The following is a 16,394-nucleotide window of genomic DNA, read 5'->3' as shown; positions in this document are numbered from 1 at the left end:
GTCTGTTCATGCTTCTTCTCTGTGTCAGGTTCAGGACAGTGCTGATAAAACCGAGCTGAAAACCACGCCGTTGTTGCAGCGCCATTACAACGGGACTCTAGAAGCGAACGGAGAAGTCGGCAAGACATTCTCAGCAGAATTTATCCGGCTATCATGCCAGCGGCGCGGTACCGATGATCCGGCGAGAGGGTTGACCATCCTCCCTTCTGGCTAGATCGGGACTGTGACATAGTGTGCTCGACCTTCGATCAGGTCTTTCGGGCAGGAGTACTCATGACCACGCAACACTCACAGCGGGTCGGCCTGCTGCATACAGATCCCGCCCTCGCAGCGTCGTTCTCTTCGGCACTCCGCGACGCTCATCCCACTGTCGAATCAGTCCATATTGTAGATGCAGGGCTGCTCGACCCGGATCCCGCCGAAGGGGTGACACAGGAACTCACCAACCGCGTCGCTGCCCACATCAGGCACCTCGAAGCATCCGGCGCCCTGGCTATTCTCGTTACCTGCGCATCGACCGCCGAGGTTGCGGAGCAGGTCAACTCGACGGTTCCCGTTGTTCGGGTCGACGCGGCGATGGCCGAACAGGCCGTGGCGATCGCGACCGAAGCGGCCCGCCGCGAAGACCGCACGGGGCACATCGAAGTACTCGTAACCCGCCCTTCCACCGTCGGGCCCACCGGCCGCCTGCTCGAACGTTTCGCGGCCGCTCACCCCGACGTGACCGTCGACGTCACCGTCGTCGATGGCGCCGCCGACGCACAGGAACAGGGTGACATCGCAGGACACGATGCCCTGGTCAGGGACGCAGCGATCGAATTCGCCGCCCGCTCAGATGTTCTCGTTCTCGCCCAGGCGTCGATGGCAGAGGCGCTTCACGGCGTCGATCTTCCGACCCGCGTGCTCACCTCACCCAACGGGGGAGTGCGGGCGTTGCTCGCGGCACTCAGACTGCACGGTTCACCCACGCACGCGGCAGCACCGCCGGATGCCTAGAGCACCCACTGACCTTGTGAGTCGCCTGTCACGCGCTCTCGCGCGCCAAAAACGCGGCCTCGGTACGGCTGGAGGCGCCGAGCTTCCGCAGAATCGCTGAGACGTGGACGCTCGCCGTCTTGGCGCTGATGAAGAGCCGTTCGCCGATTTGACGGTTGGTCAGGCCCTGCCCGAGCAGGTCGAGGACCTGACGCTCGCGAAGCGTCAGTTCCGTCGCGTTCGTCGTTCGCCTGTTCGGTGCGTCGTCGATGGTGAGTCCCGCGCGCTCGGCAACACCGACAGCGGTGCGCCCGACAAGACCGGCACCGAGCAGCTCAGCGCCGCGAACCGCGTCACGGAGGGCGACAACAGCTTCGTGACGTTCACCGGCCTCGACGAGCGCCTGCCCGAGACGAAGGGCCGTGTACGACGGCAGGTGGGCCTGCGCAGCCGGGTCGGAGGCCACGACTTCCGCCGCACGCTTCCACGCGCCAGGATCGTCACCCATCCCTCGCGCCCCGGAGAGTTCAGCGTCAAAGATCGTCGACCAGAGGGATGCCGTTGGCCACCAGTCCACCCGACCGACCAGCGCCCGGAGTCGGTTCTCCAGGGCACCGTCTGACACAGGAGATTCACCGGCACGCCTGAGGGCGGCGAGCGTGCGGCCGGCCGTTGCCAGCAACGGAAGTTCATAGCCGGCGACGGGCGTGTGGTCGCCGTCGAAGAGGACATCCATCTCGTCCCACGCCTCGGCCACCGCGCCGCGGGCGAGGTGAAGCTCCGCCGCGACTCGCGGAAAACTGAGCCTGACCTGCATCTCGGACTCACCGAGTTCACGCGCGTGCGCCCGGGCACTGCGGTATAGCCGGTATGCCGCGTCGGTCTCGCCCCGCCAGGTCAGCAGGAACATCCGCGCGCGGTTGAGGTAGGCGTTGAACGTCGGCGACGGCAGGAGGCGGACGGCGCTGTCGATGTACTGGTCGGCCCGTTCCCACTGTCCGAGGGCGATGAGGGGATCGACGGCGTTCGATTTGAGGATGATGCCCGAACTGCGTTCGACGCCCAGTTCGCGGGCGCGCTGGATGCCCAGTTCAGCGATACTCACCGCCTCCGAGTAGTGCCCGAGGAGGTATTCACTGTCGGAGGCATTGACCCGGTAACGCAAACGCGCACTTGTCTCGTTCTGCGAGAGCGCCAGCGCCTCGTCGAGATGCGCACGTCCCTCCTCGAATCGACCGACGTTGATCTCGGTCGTACCGAGAATGTTCGAGGCGATCGATGCGTGCCGGTCTGAACCGGCATCCGTTGCTTCGCGGAGCCCTTCACGGGCTGTTTCGATTGCTTCGTCCATGCGTGCAGCGAGCATCAGTCGACCCGCGAGCGCGGTGAGAAGTGCCGATCGCAATTCACCGGCGCTCATCGGGGCACGCGCGAGTCCGGTTGTGCCCGCCATTCCGGTCGCGCCTGGCGGCACCAGTTCGAGGGCTTCCCTGAGCAACGGAATCGAACCCGGCTTGCCGGTATTGCCGAGGTACAGCGCCTTGTCCCTGAGCAACCGCGCGTAGCGGAGGCTCTCGGTGCGGGGACTCTCCTCGAGTGCGACGTTGATCATCGCGAGCGAGCGCTCACCCTCCCCTGCGTTGCGAAGAGCGGACGCCGTCTGCGCGAGGAGATCGATCTTCTGGCGTCCGGCGACCTTCTCCGCGTCAGGAACCTGGTCCCACAGCTCGAGAGCCCGCTCACCCATCTGCGCCGCCGTGCCGTAGGCGTGGGTCGCCCGAGCTTCGGCCATCGCGTCGAGCGTCGCGGGGAAGGCACGCTGCGTGTCGTGGGCAGCCAGCCAGTGATAGGAGATCTCTGCCGCGACGCGACGTTCACCCGAGAGCGCCTCGAGGGCTTCGGCGAACCTGGTATGGAATCTGGTCCGCTCGCCCGGCAGCAGGTCCGTGTGAATGGCCTCGCGGACCAGGGCGTGCCTGAACGCGTAACTGAGTTCATCGGCCACGAGGATGTTGGCGATCATCGCTTCCCTGGCCGCGGCATCCAATTGCTCGGGCTCGCCGGAAAACACCGCCGACAGCAGATCGTGGTCGACACGCACGCCCCCGGCGGAGATCAGGCGCAGCAGGTGTTGCGACTCGTCGCTGAGTCGTTCATAACGGGCGAGGAGGAGCTCCCGCAGGGTCCAGGGCAACTCGCCTTCACCCGTCGACCCGAAGCCGACGAGCTCTTCGACGAAGAACGGCACTCCCTCACTGCGTGCGTAGACACTCTCGAACGCCTCGTCGTCGGGCTCGGATCCGAGAATCGCGGCCACCTGCCTGCGCACTTCCTCCTTCGTGAGCCGAGCAAGTTCGACCCGGGTCACGCTGCGGCTTCTGTCGAGTTCGCTGAGGAGCGAACGCAGCGGATGCCCGCGACCCACGTCTTCGGAGCGGAAGCTGAGCACAACGAGAATGCGGCCACGGCCGAGAACCCGGAGCAGGAAACGAAGGAGGTCGAGGGTGCCTTCATCCGCCCAGTGCAGGTCTTCGATGGCGATGACGAGGGGAGTCCGCCGTGACACAGTCTCGACGAGCGTGGCCACCGTGTCGTGCAGTCGATTGAGCGCGGCACCCGCCGGATCGGCGCGTTGGGCGCCAAGTTCGGGCAGGAGAGCGGTGAGGGCCTCTGCCCCCGGACCGCTCGCCTCGAGCACTGCCTCTACACCAAGCTCGGCAACCAGGCCGCGGAGGACACTCTGGATGGGAGAGTACGGGGCGCCGACAGCACCGAGGTCGACGCTCTGCCCGGTAAGCACAAGTGCGTCGACGGATGCGAGACCCAGAAATTCCTCGATCAGGCGGGTTTTGCCGATCCCGGCTTCGCCCGAGATGACGACGCCCTGCGGGCGGCCGGTAAGGACCTGGTCAAAGACCGCGTGCAGTTGCGCAAGTTCGGACTCACGCCCGATCATGGCTGGACTCGACGCCGGTGACCTCACCTGTTCATCGTGCCACGACGCACTGACACGCGTCGAGGCACCCGAACCGGCCGAAGCGGAGTTGGTGGATGGCACCCGGGCGAGAACGTCGATCGCAGTCGCCGTCATCGTTGCAGCCGGGGGCGCCGTCGCCGTCACAGTGCCGTCATCGCGTCGAGCCGGCCATCACCGGCATCCGCTCATCGTCGCGTTCCGCTGAACTCTCCGTGCCGACGCTCGTGACCGACGGCGCCGCCTCGACGCGAGCCGGCGGCAGCACGGGCTCGGGGTTCGCGGATGAGCCCTGAGCGGGGCGGATCCATTCGGGCCCTCCTGCCGCGGTGTCCTCGCGGAACAGGAACCGGGCGAAGCGGGCGAGCATCGACGGGCGGACGGCGCCGACTGCCCCGGCGTCACCGCCGGATTCACCCGCACGTTCCTCGGCCACGCGGCGGAACTCCAGTTGCCGCCTGAGCTCCTCCTCGGAATAGCGGAGCAGAAGTTCCGTTCCGTACTCGCCTGAGATCTGCATGGTGTCCTCCTGAGATTGATGACTCCATCGTGTTCTCTAAGGGGGGCGAGCAGTATCGGGCGAATGCCTTATCTCTTGTGCCCGCTGCGGCTACTCAGCGTCATCGACTACTCAGTCTCATCGACGGGGACGAGGAACCCGTCGTCGATAAGGCCGCGGACGCGTGGCATCAGTTCCGCGAGCAATTCGGCGACATCGACCTCAAGCAACTGCGCGATGGCCGCGGTCACAGCACCAATCGTCAGGTCACCGTCGCTGGCGCCGACGAGGGCGGACAACGCGGTATCCATCCGGATCGTTCGCCCGAAACCGCTGCCCTGTCGCAGCATCATCGCGGTGGGGTCTTCGTCTCCCGGCCAGTAGTGGCGTTCCTCGGTCACATCAGGCGCGGCAGTGACGTGCGACAGGGCCAGCTCTTCGTCGTCGCGGACCTTCTGCCAGTCGTGCGCGGCGAGCACAGACGCGAGGTGCACGCCAAGGCCTGACTCATTGGTGCCGAGCGAACCGTGCAACCGTTCAAGTCGCCGCAGTGATGGGTCGCCCGCCAGTGGCATCCGCAGTGTGATGTATCCGAACCCAACAGCGGTGACCCGGCGCGCATCGAAGTCATCGAGCCAGGCGTTGTACAACCGGTCGAAGTCCGGTGTGCCCGACTTCGTTCCGCCGTCGCGGATCCAGGTCTCGGCGTACTGCGCCGGATCCTGGGTGTCGCGCTCGATGATCCAGGCATCGAGGCCGGTGCCGTCGATCCAGCCACCGACGCGCCTGAAGGCATCCTGCCCGACGCGATACTCCCAGTTGCCGAGGAGCTGAGCAACGCCGCCGGGGGTGAGGTGTGCGGCGGCCCCGCGGAGAACAGCCTCGACGAGCGCGTCGCCCTCCATGCCACCATCGCGGTACTCGTAGGCCGGAACACCGTCGGCCCTCGGGGTGATCACAAACGGGGGATTCGACACGATCTGGTCGAATCGCTCTCCGCGCACGGGTTCGAACAGGCTGCCCAGCCGGAACTCGATGTTGTGGAGCGAATTGAGTTCCGCGTTGAGTGCGGCGAGTTCGAGCGCCCGAGCTGAAATGTCCGTCGCGACCACGTGGGTGGCGTGGCGGGCGGCGTGCATGGCCTGGATGCCGCAACCGGTACCCAGGTCGAGCACCCGTCCGACGGGGGTCTGCATCATCAGCCCGCTGAGCGTCGTCGATGCTCCGCCGACACCGAGCACGTGTTCTTCGCCGAGCGGACGCCCGAGCACCAGTTCGCCGAGGTCGGATGCGATCCACCAACTGCCCGCGCCGTGGGCGTCAACGAAGCTGTACGGCCTCAGGTCGATCAGCGGCCTGGCCTCGGTGCCCGTGACGCCGACCAGCCCGAGCTCGACAGCACCATCGGCGCCGAGATTCGGCAGAGCGGCGACCAGGTCATCGTGCGTGACGGGCAGTCCGAGCACGAACAGGGTTGCGAGCGTCGCGGATGCCTCCGGCGCTGCATCCCTGCGCCTCGCCGCGAGCGCGCGGAGGGCCGGCACCCTCTCATTGCGGTGGAGCGCGGCATCCGCTTCGGCACCCCAGAGCTCTGTGACTGTCGTCACCGTGAAGCGGGCGGATTCGAGGTCTAACCGGAGGAGTTGCACGAGCGCTGAAGTCACGGTTACCAGTGTGTCACCGACGCTCAGGGTCGGCTGTCAGACTGAGCGCACTATGAAGACACTTCTGAACATCATCTGGGTGGTGCTGTCGGGTTTCTGGCTGTTCCTCGGCTATATGCTCGCCGCGGCAATCATGTGCATTTTCATCGTCACCATCCCCTGGGGGATCGCCGCTGCCCGGATCGGCCTCTACGCACTCTGGCCGTTCGGCAAGGAAGTGGTCGACAAACCAACGGCCGGCGTCGGCTCGACGATCGGCAACGTGGTCTGGGTGCTGCTCGCCGGCTGGTGGATCGCGCTCGAACACATCGTCAGCGGTGTTCTGTTGTGCGTCACCATCATCGGGATCCCGTTCGGCTGGGCCAACTTCAAGATGGTGCCCGTCGCGCTTCTCCCGCTCGGCAAGCAGATCGTCGACTCGTCGGAGCGGATGCCGCGGCGCTGATCGGACCCGGTCTCTCCCTTCCGCCCACTCGAGCGCTGCAGTTGCATGCTCGCGCTGCAGAAGCTTCTGCAGCCTGGACATGGATGTGCAGCGCTCGGCGCGCCAGTGTGAGCCGAGCGGATGCGCGGTGGCGGGCCGGCTCGCCCCCTCGCGGGCGGCGCGCGCTGGGCGGCGCGTCCCAACCCGGGCGGCGGCGCGAGTCAGAACCCGTCTCACCACTCGAGCGCTGCAGTTGCATGCTCGCGCTGCAGAAGCTTCTGCAGCCTGGACATGGATGTGCAGCGCCCGGCGCCAGTGCGCGCAGGCGCGCGCTCTCACGCACAACCCCGGGCACGCACAGGGCTGTCAGCCGCACCTGCGAAGCTGGGGTCATGACGAATACCCGTACCGACGCCCTCGAAATCCTGCGAACGTTGGTCGGTTCACCCGACGCCGACTTCCACGAGGGCCAGTACGAGGCCATCGCCACTCTCGTCGATGAGCGCCGTCGTGCCCTCGTGGTGCAGCGCACGGGCTGGGGCAAGTCGGCTGTGTATTTCGTCGCAACCCTTCTGCTCCGCCGTCAGGGCGCCGGCCCGACCCTCCTCGTGTCCCCGCTGCTCGCCCTCATGCGCGACCAGGTCGAAGCGGCAGCGCGCGCCGGTGTCCGTGCCGTCGCCATTAACTCGGCCAACCCGCACGAGTGGGGCGATGTCCTCGGCAAGCTCGAACGCGACGAGGTCGACGTGCTGCTCGTCTCGCCCGAGCGCCTCAACAACCCGCGATTCCGCGAAGAGCAACTGCCGAGCCTCGTCAAGCGCACCGGCCTCCTCGTCGTCGATGAGGCCCACTGCATCTCCGACTGGGGCCACGACTTCCGCCCCGACTACCGTCGCCTGCGCGACCTCATCGCCGAGATGCCGACGGGCGTCCCCGTGCTCGCCACAACCGCGACCGCCAACTCCCGCGTCGTCACCGACGTCGCCGAGCAACTCGAATCAGCCGGCCACACCGAGGTCGTGACGATCCGCGGCCCGCTCGCCAGGGCATCTCTGCGACTCGGCGTGCTCCGCCTGCCCGACGCCGGCACGCGGCTCGCCTGGCTGCTCACCCACCTCGGTGATCTGCCGGGCTCAGGCATCATCTACGCACTCACCGTGTCTGCAGCCGACGACACCGCGCGCCTCCTCCGTGAGGCTGGCCACGAGGTACAGGCATACACCGGGCGAACGGATGCCGGCGACCGCGAAGGCCTGGAACAAGCGCTCAAGAACAACCAGGTCAAGGCGCTCGTCGCGACGAGCGCCCTGGGCATGGGGTTCGACAAGCCCGACCTGGGGTTTGTGATCCACCTCGGCGCTCCGTCGTCGCCTGTCGCGTACTACCAGCAGGTCGGTCGCGCCGGTCGCGCCGCAATGATCGACGGCAAACGGGCCAGCGCAGACGTCCTGCTGCTGCCCGGCACCGAAGACGAAGCGATCTGGCAATACTTCGCCACTTCGTCGATGCCCGACGAGGCGAAGGCCACGGCGGTCATCGACGAGCTCGCGTTCAACGGTGCTCCGCTGTCGACCCCGGCCCTCGAAGCTCGGGTCAACCTCAAGCGCAGCCCGCTCGAGCTTCTGCTCAAGGTGCTCGACGTCGATGGCGCCGTGCGGCGGGTCACCGGCGGCTGGGTCGCAACCGGTCAGCCCTGGGTCTACGACGCCGAGCGATACGCCCGCATCGCCGCGGCGCGCGTGGCCGAACAGAACTCGATGATCGAGTACGAGCGCACCACCGGGTGCCGGATGGAGTTCCTCCAGCGCGCACTCGATGACGATACAGCTGTGCCGTGCGGTCGCTGCGACAACTGTGCAGCGGCAGCGGGAGAGGCCGCCTGGTACCCGACCGATATCCGGGAGGACGCATCAGGGCAGGCCTCGCAGTCCCTCAACCGCGTCGGGGTCGTCATCGAACCGCGGGCCCAGTGGCCAACGGGCGCCGATCAGCTCGGCGTGCCTGTGAAGGGCAAGATCGCCCCGGCGGACCGGGTAGAGCCAGGCCGCGCCCTCGCGCGGCTCACCGACCTGGGTTGGGGCGGCACCCTCCGCGACCTCTTTGCCGCTGGCGGCACCGATGCACCGGCGAGCCGTGCCATGGTCGACGCCTGCATTCGGGTGCTGAGCCAGTGGGACTGGGACGAACGCCCGGCGGCAGTCATCAGCATGCCGTCCCGCCGACGCCCTCTCCTGGTGGACTCGGTGGCGCGCGCCCTCTCCGATGTCGGCCGGCTGCCGTACCTCGGCGCGCTCGAGCTTGCAAACGGGGGACCATCGGGCGAACCCGGGGGCAACAGCGCCTACCGGTTGTCGAGCGTGTGGGACCGTTTCAGCGTTGGGCCGGAACTGGTAACCACTCTGAACGGTTACGCTGGTCGCCCTGTGCTGCTGGTCGACGACCTCACCGACAGCCGGTGGACGATCACCGTCGCTGGCCGCGTGCTGCGGCAGGCGGGAGCATCCGCCGTTCTTCCGTTTACGCTCGCGATCCAGGCGTAGCCGCACCCGCCGGGAGCGGACCGTCCGACTCGATCACCGTCGACAGATCGGCCCCGAACACGAACCGCCGCTCGATGACGTCGCCGGTCTCAGGTGATGCGAGCACTCCCGGCAGCCAGTACCTGGCGTCATCCCACATCCGATCGAACGGGATCGCGTCGACCGGATGCCAACCGAGAAGCAACTCGTCGGACTCGACAATGTCGCCCTGCCACGATCGCGTGGCGAAGACCCACGAGATCTGGCTCCACGCCTCACGCGTCGGAAACTCGTACCTGATGCGACCGAGCAACACGAGATCGTTTTCCTGAACCCGAAGGCCCGACTCCTCGAAGACCTCCCGGACCGCCGCCTGCGCGGGCGTCTCGCCCGGCTCGAGCTTGCCGCCGGGGCCAACGAGCTTGCCAAGGCCAAGGCCCTTCTTCTTTTCGCCGAGCAGGACCCGGTAACCGTCTTCGTCGGTTTCATCGAGGATGTAACAGACGCAGACTTCGGGCAAGTCAGCGGGGTTCTCGGTCATACGGCGAGGTTACGTGCCGGGTGCGTCGACGGCCAACTCACGGCAGGTAACCCTATCGACCGGTTTCAGCGAGCCGCGCGCACTCGATGCACAGCTCAGCGACCGGGCGGGCATCCAGCCTGGCCCGACCGATCGGCTTGCCGCAGCGGGTGCAAATTCCGTAGCTGCGGTCATCGACTCGGGCGAGCGCACGATCGAGGTCCTTGAGCTGGCGCACCGCGTCGTCCTGCAACCCGGTCAGGCGCGACCACTCGGCGGTAAGAGTTGGCCCCTCAGGGTCGTGTTCGTCGTCCTGTTCGCCGTCACGCGCATCGCGTACTTCGGTGAGGGATGCCGCCACGTGCTCCTGCTGGGCGAGGAGTTCTGCGCGTTCAGCCTCGAGGGTCTCGCGGAAGTGCCGCAGTGTGCTGCTCGCGAGCGGTTTCTGGTCCATGCCCCATCGTCGCACGGCCGTGGTGGATTCCACCGGGACCGGCACGCGGCATCCATTATTTGGCACCTGAGAATCCTCGCGTACCCTTTAAACCGGGCTCACAAAACACCCAACGTCGAACGAGCGAAGGAGGCGCGATGACCATGGCCAGGATGGACCTCGACGAGTTGCGCCGCTATGCCCGGTATGAACTCGACGTTCTCATCGAGCACCGCTGCCGTGCCGGTGAAGACCCGTACGACTTTATCCACGACCTTCCAACGGTCGACGAACTCGTTGTCTTCGAGCTGCGGGCCGACGCACTGGACGCGAGCGGGATGACCGCGCAATATGCGATGGCGAAGCACGCTGCACGAAGCGATCTGGCGGATGCCGCTGTCCACCGCAAGAATATAGCTCAACTGGAATATGAACTATTGCGAAGCATCGCGCTCGAGCATCCCGACCTCACGCGCACCGTCTGGACCCTGCTGGACTCCGTCAGCGAGTAATCGTCCGAGCGGCAGTGTCGCCCATCGCCGTCTGCTCCTCCACAGGCAGGGAGAAGTCGGAGGCGCCCGACAGCACCCGGTAATCCGGTCTGCTCGCTCCCCGTCGGCCACACTCTTGGTCGATGCCGTACGTGTACATCCTTCGTCGCGCCGATGGTGCCTTCCTCACCGGGAGCACCTGGAACCTCTCGCACCGCTTGCGGCAGCACGGCATCGGATCGGGTGACGACGGTGCAGCGACATCGCCGGCGCTCGTTTATGTCGAGTGGCACGACCGGATCGACGAGGCCTACTACCGTGAGCGGCAGATTCACGGCTGGAAGCACTGGCAAAAGCATGCGCTGATCGAGGCGGACGGCGAGGGCGAGCGACCCGCGCATTTGGGGCAGGGTCCGCCGTCTCCCGCGCGCTGAAAGCATCCCCCCAGCGTCCACCTCTAGAATCGATCGATGCTGGAACGTGGATCCTCCGCGCCGGCGAACGCCTATGACACAGAAACGACCGCCGTTGACCATGCGTGTGCTTCTTGCCTCCGTGGTCGGTTTGTTGTCCCTCGGCGGCGCGACCTCACCCGCCATCGCCAGTGAGCCGGCAGCCGCCACCACGGCGGTCAGCGCTCCAGCTGCCGCTCCGCGTGTTGAGGATGTCTCCGTATCGATCCGCCAGTCCGCCAGCTTCCTCGGCGCTGGCGGAACGATGGCTGTCACCGTGACCGTTGAGAACACAACGGCAGTCTCCGTCGCGGACGGCACTCTGGTCCTGCAGTCAAACACGCGCGCCATCGACTCCCGCGCCGAGCTCACCGAGTGGCTGGACCTGTCCACAGCCTCTGGCACCGAACACACGGTCGCCCAGGTCCCGATACCCGCCCTTGGACCTGGCACCAGCCACACCCTCACCCCCATCCAGGTCACCGCCGAGTCGCTCGCGCTGGCTACCGGCGGTGTGTACCCCATCGACGCCGTCTACACGAGCGCAGAGACTGTCGTAGAGGCGCGGGACACGGTCGTCTACAGCCCTGATCCTGCGGCGTCGCCACTCGGAGTCACCGTCCTGATGCCGATTACAGCTCCGCCGGGAACGACCGGCCTGCTGACGGCCGATGCCCTCGCTTTCTATACCTCCCCCACCGGTGTACTCACCAAACAGCTCGACGGGGTCATCGACCGCCCTGTGGCGCTCGGAATCGACCCGATGATCATCGCGTCGATCCGCGCACTCGGTGACGCAGCGCCGGCATCGGCGGTCGCCTGGCTCGACACCCTGTCACGCGCCACAAACGAAACCTTCCCGCTCCAGTTTGCGGATGCGGACCCCGCCGTGCAGGCACAGGCCGGTATCCCGAACCTCCTGAGTCCGACGTCGCTGCTTTTCGGCCTCGATCCCGATAACTTCGCCGCCCCGTCGGCCGACGACGTTCCGGACAGCGAGCCGGTCCCCGGCGAGACGGAAGCACCGCCGGCAGATCCGGGTCCCGATGAGACACCGCTCCCGACCCTCGCCGAACTCACCGAGTGGTCGTACACAACAACCGGTGTCGTCTGGCCCGCCGACGACACAGTGGTGTCCACCGACCTGCCGATTTTCGCGGCATCCGGCGCAACGTCAACGATCGTCTCCTCCGGCAATGTCGCAACGACTGCCTCATACACGCCTGGAGGGGCGTCGAGGGTCGGTGACGCTGCGCTCATCGTGTCGGATGCCGCGGCGTCAGAGGCGCTCCAGGACGCGGTCACGGCAATCAGCAACGACGACCAGCAGAACGCCCTCGCGGACCTCGCCGCCCAGCTCATGGTCGTCGGCGCCGAGCGCTCTGCACCGGAGCGCACACTGGTGCTCGCCCTTGACCGCGGGTGGCCGCCGTCGTCAGCCCGGTTGAGTGAGGCACTGTCGGCGCTGGCTACCCTGCCGCTGGTGTCGAGCACGTCACTCAGCACCGCGGCTTCCGCCAAGCCTGAAACGGTGACGATCGTCGACGAACCGGAGGACTCCGGGCGAACAGCTACCGTGGCGCGATTCAGCGCCCGTGAGGCGGAGATAGCGTCCTTCGCCACCGTCCTCGACGACCCCACCATCCTCACGGGCGAGGAGCGAGCCGAAATTCTGGCCCTGCTCGCCGTCTCGTGGCGTGACAACGCCGCTGACTGGGACGCTGCCGTCCAGGAACACGACGACCAGACCACCGCCATCCTCGACTCAGTGTCGATCACGGCCACCACCCAGATCAACATGGTGAGCAACCAGACCTCGCTGCCGTTCTCCGTGCGCAATGACTTCGACCAGCCCGTTACCGTCGTGCTCCAGGCGTCCACCTCGAGCCTCAAGCTCAGTGTCGACGCGGCGGTGACCCAGACCATTCCAGCGAACTCCCGCGAAACGGTTCTCGTACCCGTTCAGGCGCGGCTCGGCAACGGAGATGTCCTGGTTCGGGTGCAGCTCTACTCGCCGCAGAACGCCGTCATCGGTGGCAGCGTCCAGGTCCCGGTCAGCGTCCGCGCTGACTGGGAAGGAATCGGGGCTGCCGTGATCGGCGGCCTCATCCTCGCGCTGTTCCTCGGCGGACTCATCCGCACGATCCGTAAACGCCGCCCGGCAAAGGCCCAGAACATGTCCACTGAAAGCGGCAATGACTAAATCAACAGACGAAGGCAGCATCGGCCGGGCAAGCTTGTTCCTGGCATCCGGGACCCTCGTGTCCCGTTTGCTCGGTTTCGTGAAGGCGATGCTCCTGGCATCCACCATCGGCCTCGTCGGCTCACGCAGCGCCGACGCGTTCGGCGTCGCCAACCAGTTGCCAAACACCCTCTACGTCATCATCGCCGGCGGTGTTCTGAGCGCGGTGCTCGTTCCGTCGATCGTGCGCTCCATCGTGCACGCCGACGGCGGCAAGGCGTACATGAACAAGCTGCTGACGATCACCTTCGTCGTGCTGCTCGGCGCGACGGTTGCGGCCGTCCTGCTCGCGCCGGCACTCGTGAGCATCTACTCGGTGAGGCTGGACGAGGAGACGCGCGCTCTCGCGATCGCGTTCGCCTACTGGTGCCTGCCGCAGATCTTCTTCTACGGCCTGTACTCGGTGCTCGGCGAGATCCTCAACGCGCACAAGGTATTCGGCCCGTTCACCTGGTCACCCGTGATCAACAACATCGTGGCGATGGCTGGCCTCGTCGTCTTCATAATCGCCTTCGGGGCGGACCCCAACGGTGACCGACTCGTCACCGACTGGACACCGAGCATGATCGCTGTCCTCGCCGGCACAGCGACCATCGGTGTTGCAGCGCAGGCGATCGTCCTGTTCTTCTTCTGGAAGCGGATCGGACTCAGCTACCGACCCGACTTCGCCTGGCGGGGAGTGGGGCTCGGCGCGACCGGCAAGCTCGCCGGCTGGTCATTCGCGATGCTCGGACTCACCACCCTCGGCGGCCTCATCCAGACCAACGTCGCCCTCATCGCCTCCGGATACGGGGCAGGGCCGGCGACGCTGCAGAACGCCTGGCTGATCTTCATGCTGCCGCACTCGGTGATCACCCTGTCGGTCGCCACCGCCTACTTCACGCGCCTGGCCGAGCACGTGCGTGAGAACCGGATCGAGAATCTGAAAACGGATGTCTCGGCTGCGGTTCGGCAGATCACCCTGCTGATCGTTCTGGCGACGGCCGTTCTCCTCGTCGTGGCGTTCCCCTTCGCAAGCCTGTTCACCGACCAGTTCGCCGACACCGCCGCGATGGGCTTCGTGCTGATGGGCTACCTCGTCAGCCTTGTCCCGTTCGCCGTGCTCTTCGTCTTCCAGCGGACCTTCTACGCCCTCGGCGACACCCGCACACCCTTCTTCTTCACGCTGGTTCAGACGGCCGTGTACATCGCTCTCGCGCTGGCCTGCGCGCAGCTGCCGCGCGAGTTCATCGGTATCGGCCTCGCTGTCTCGATGTCGGTATCGATCGTCGTGCAGATGATCACCGCCGGCATCCTGCTCGCGAAGCGGATTCACGGACTCGACATGGCCCGCATCATCCGGAGCCTCACCGTCTACACGGTCGCGGCCATCCCGTCCGTGCTCGCTGGGGTCGTCCTGATCTTCGTGCTTGGCGGGTACACCAGCGGCTGGGCGCTTGCCTCACCCCTCAACGCGGTGCTCACCATGGCACTCATCGGTGTCGTCATGCTCGCCCTGTACGTCGGCGCACTCGCGCTGATGCGTTCCGAGGAACTCCGGGAAGCCATCGCGCCGGTCAAGCGCCGCCTGCGTCGCCGCTAGGCTTCACGCCGAGAACACCACTTCCGGTCGAGAACACCCGTTCCGCCTGATGCTCTCGACCGCAACTGATGCGCTCGGCACCGGGCGCTGAACCCCCGGCTCACAGTCCCCTCACAGCCACCACAGGGCCTCTGGAATAGCGCCCAACTAAGATGTGTTGGACTGGTCGAGCGAACTTTTGAGGAGCAATACCGTGCGCAATGTCATCATCATCGGGTCAGGGCCTGCCGGCTACACAGCGGCAATTTACGCGTCCCGCGCGAACCTGAACCCACTGCTTCTCGCGTCGAGCGTTGAGGCCGGCGGTGAGTTGATGAACACGACAGAGGTCGAGAACTACCCGGGATTCCCCGAGGGAATCCAGGGCCCAGAGCTCATGAGCAAGTTCCAGGAGCAGGCAGAACGCTTCGGGACCGAGATCATTCTCGATGACGTGACCGAGGTGTCCCTCGGTGGAGAAGTCAAAACCGTCAAGACCGGTTACTCCGGCGACTTCGAGGCGTCGAGCGTCATCGTCGCGACGGGAAGCGCCTACCGCAAGCTCGGCCTCGCCGACGAAGAGCGCCTGTCAGGCCGCGGTATCTCCTGGTGCGCCACCTGCGATGGGTTCTTCTTCAAGGAGAAGACGATCGCCGTCGTCGGCGGCGGCGACTCAGCGATGGAAGAGGCCACGTTCCTCACTCGCTTCGCCTCGAAGGTCTACGTCATCCACCGCAAGGACACCCTCCGCGCGTCGAAGATCATGCAGGACCGCGCCTTCGCCAACGACAAGATCGAGTTCGTCTGGAACTCCGAAGTCGTGGGCATCTCCGGTGAGAACGCCGTCAACGGCGTGACTCTCCGCAACACTGTCGATGGCACCGAGAGCCACCTCGAGCTCGGCGGCCTGTTCATCGCGATCGGCAACGACCCGCGCACCCACCTGTTCCACGGCCAGCTCGAACTCACCAGCGACGGCACCATCGCCGTCGACGGCCGCTCGTCCAGGACCAACCTCCCCGGCGTTTTCGCCGCCGGCGATGTCATCGACCCGAACTACCGGCAGGCCATCACCGCGGCCGCATCCGGAACCGTTGCCGCGCTTGACGCCGAGCACTACCTCGCGAGTCTCGAGCAGGAAGCGCACCACAACCCCGAGATCGCATCCGCTGTCGCGGCATCCGTTTAATTTCTACCTATCCACAAGGAGCAACAATGTCAGCACGTGCAGTATCTGAAGCCACTTTCGACGCCGAAGTTCTGAAGAGCGACAAGCCGATCCTCGTCGACTTCTGGGCTGAGTGGTGCGGCCCCTGCCGCATGGTCTCGCCGATCCTCGACCAGATCGCGTCCGAGCACAGCGACAAGATCGACATCGTCAAGGTCAACGTCGACGAGAACCCGCAGCTCGCCATGCAGTACCAGATCACCTCCATCCCCGCGATGAAGGTCTTCAAGGGTGGCGAGGTCGCTCAGACCATCATCGGCGCCAAGCCGAAGGCAGCTCTCGAGAACGATCTGTCCGCCTTCCTGGCCTAGCCAGTCCGACTCCACAACCGACCCGTCCGGCTCATGCCGGGCGGGTCGATGTCGTTAACTCCGAGTACAAGCCACCGGTGGTCAATTGGCATCCCCACGGG

The 16,394-nt window shown here is 66.1% G+C and carries 14 protein-coding genes; 9 read left to right on the top strand and 5 right to left on the bottom strand.

Features of this window, described 5'->3' with window-relative positions; translation table 11 throughout:
* Positions 1–273: 273 nt before the first annotated feature.
* Positions 274–996, top strand: coding sequence for a hypothetical protein (locus AC1C2M_RS12510; RefSeq protein ID WP_495436794.1), 723 nt, complete (start codon positions 274–276; stop codon positions 994–996).
* 28 nt (positions 997–1,024) lie between these two features.
* On the opposite strand, the gene AC1C2M_RS12505 is transcribed toward AC1C2M_RS12510, so the two are convergent.
* The 3 genes from AC1C2M_RS12505 to AC1C2M_RS12495 form a co-directional block, all read right to left on the bottom strand.
* The gene (locus AC1C2M_RS12505; RefSeq protein ID WP_495436792.1) at positions 1,025–4,066 is read right to left on the bottom strand and encodes an ATP-binding protein; all 3,042 of its coding nucleotides are present in this window, start codon (positions 4,064–4,066) and stop codon (positions 1,025–1,027) included.
* 37 nt (positions 4,067–4,103) lie between these two features.
* Complete coding sequence (locus tag AC1C2M_RS12500; RefSeq protein WP_495436790.1) at positions 4,104–4,469, bottom strand: hypothetical protein; 366 nt, start codon at positions 4,467–4,469, stop codon at positions 4,104–4,106.
* Positions 4,470–4,576: 107 nt separating this feature from the next.
* Positions 4,577–6,112 (bottom strand): class I SAM-dependent methyltransferase, encoded by a 1,536-nt coding sequence (locus AC1C2M_RS12495; RefSeq protein ID WP_495436788.1) that lies wholly within the window; start codon positions 6,110–6,112, stop codon positions 4,577–4,579.
* A gap of 52 nt (positions 6,113–6,164) precedes the next feature.
* Between AC1C2M_RS12495 and AC1C2M_RS12490 the strand changes: the two genes are divergently transcribed.
* Positions 6,165–6,557, top strand: coding sequence for a YccF domain-containing protein (locus tag AC1C2M_RS12490; protein ID WP_483406514.1), 393 nt, complete (start codon positions 6,165–6,167; stop codon positions 6,555–6,557).
* A 371-nt stretch (positions 6,558–6,928) separates the two neighbouring features.
* Positions 6,929–9,076: a RecQ family ATP-dependent DNA helicase gene (locus tag AC1C2M_RS12485; protein WP_495436786.1), complete on the top strand. Its 2,148-nt coding sequence runs from the start codon at positions 6,929–6,931 to the stop codon at positions 9,074–9,076.
* On the opposite strand, the gene AC1C2M_RS12480 is transcribed toward AC1C2M_RS12485, so the two are convergent.
* Entirely contained in the window at positions 9,054–9,596 is a 543-nt protein-coding gene (locus tag AC1C2M_RS12480; protein ID WP_495436784.1) for an 8-oxo-dGTP diphosphatase, read from the bottom strand. The two genes, AC1C2M_RS12485 and AC1C2M_RS12480, sit on opposite strands and share 23 nt — an antisense overlap.
* A 52-nt stretch (positions 9,597–9,648) precedes the next feature.
* Complete coding sequence (locus AC1C2M_RS12475) at positions 9,649–10,029, bottom strand: TraR/DksA family transcriptional regulator (protein ID WP_483406517.1); 381 nt, start codon at positions 10,027–10,029, stop codon at positions 9,649–9,651.
* A 137-nt stretch (positions 10,030–10,166) separates the two neighbouring features.
* Between AC1C2M_RS12475 and AC1C2M_RS12470 the strand changes: the two genes are divergently transcribed.
* From AC1C2M_RS12470 to trxA, 6 genes are all read left to right on the top strand, one after another.
* The gene (locus AC1C2M_RS12470; protein ID WP_483406518.1) at positions 10,167–10,520 is read left to right on the top strand and encodes a hypothetical protein; all 354 of its coding nucleotides are present in this window, start codon (positions 10,167–10,169) and stop codon (positions 10,518–10,520) included.
* A gap of 122 nt (positions 10,521–10,642) precedes the next feature.
* On the top strand, positions 10,643–10,933 hold the full coding sequence (locus AC1C2M_RS12465; protein ID WP_495436782.1) for a GIY-YIG nuclease family protein: 291 nt from the start codon (positions 10,643–10,645) through the stop codon (positions 10,931–10,933).
* Between the two features lie 73 nt (positions 10,934–11,006).
* Positions 11,007–13,154: a DUF6049 family protein gene (locus AC1C2M_RS12460; RefSeq protein ID WP_495436780.1), complete on the top strand. Its 2,148-nt coding sequence runs from the start codon at positions 11,007–11,009 to the stop codon at positions 13,152–13,154.
* Positions 13,147–14,775, top strand: coding sequence for a murein biosynthesis integral membrane protein MurJ (gene murJ / locus AC1C2M_RS12455; protein ID WP_495436779.1), 1,629 nt, complete (start codon positions 13,147–13,149; stop codon positions 14,773–14,775). The genes AC1C2M_RS12460 and murJ overlap by 8 nt, the downstream gene beginning before the upstream one ends.
* A gap of 193 nt (positions 14,776–14,968) precedes the next feature.
* A complete protein-coding gene (gene trxB, locus AC1C2M_RS12450; protein ID WP_495436777.1) occupies positions 14,969–15,943 on the top strand; it encodes a thioredoxin-disulfide reductase in 975 nt (324 codons plus the stop codon).
* 26 nt (positions 15,944–15,969) lie between these two features.
* Complete coding sequence (trxA, locus tag AC1C2M_RS12445; RefSeq protein ID WP_108392818.1) at positions 15,970–16,293, top strand: thioredoxin; 324 nt, start codon at positions 15,970–15,972, stop codon at positions 16,291–16,293.
* The last annotated feature ends 101 nt before the right edge of the window (positions 16,294–16,394 follow it).

Source organism: Mycetocola sp. Y444 (genome assembly GCF_059445295.1).
This window is presented reverse-complemented; position numbering and strand designations above follow the sequence as displayed.

Bases quoted from the DNA above. Each gene is read 5' to 3' on its own strand.
- AC1C2M_RS12465 (WP_495436782.1), top strand. From the start codon at position 10,643: ATGCCGTACGTGTACATCCTTCGTCGCGCCGATGGTGCCTTCCTCACC.
- AC1C2M_RS12460 (WP_495436780.1), top strand. From the start codon at position 11,007: ATGACACAGAAACGACCGCCGTTGACCATGCGTGTGCTTCTTGCCTCC.
- AC1C2M_RS12510 (WP_495436794.1), top strand. From the start codon at position 274: ATGACCACGCAACACTCACAGCGGGTCGGCCTGCTGCATACAGATCCC.
- murJ (WP_495436779.1), top strand. From the start codon at position 13,147: ATGACTAAATCAACAGACGAAGGCAGCATCGGCCGGGCAAGCTTGTTC.
- AC1C2M_RS12470 (WP_483406518.1), top strand. From the start codon at position 10,167: ATGACCATGGCCAGGATGGACCTCGACGAGTTGCGCCGCTATGCCCGG.
- trxA (WP_108392818.1), top strand. From the start codon at position 15,970: ATGTCAGCACGTGCAGTATCTGAAGCCACTTTCGACGCCGAAGTTCTG.
- AC1C2M_RS12485 (WP_495436786.1), top strand. From the start codon at position 6,929: ATGACGAATACCCGTACCGACGCCCTCGAAATCCTGCGAACGTTGGTC.
- AC1C2M_RS12490 (WP_483406514.1), top strand. From the start codon at position 6,165: ATGAAGACACTTCTGAACATCATCTGGGTGGTGCTGTCGGGTTTCTGG.
- AC1C2M_RS12475 (WP_483406517.1), bottom strand. From the start codon at position 10,029: ATGGACCAGAAACCGCTCGCGAGCAGCACACTGCGGCACTTCCGCGAG.
- AC1C2M_RS12500 (WP_495436790.1), bottom strand. From the start codon at position 4,469: ATGCAGATCTCAGGCGAGTACGGAACGGAACTTCTGCTCCGCTATTCC.
- AC1C2M_RS12505 (WP_495436792.1), bottom strand. From the start codon at position 4,066: ATGACGGCGACTGCGATCGACGTTCTCGCCCGGGTGCCATCCACCAAC.
- AC1C2M_RS12480 (WP_495436784.1), bottom strand. From the start codon at position 9,596: ATGACCGAGAACCCCGCTGACTTGCCCGAAGTCTGCGTCTGTTACATC.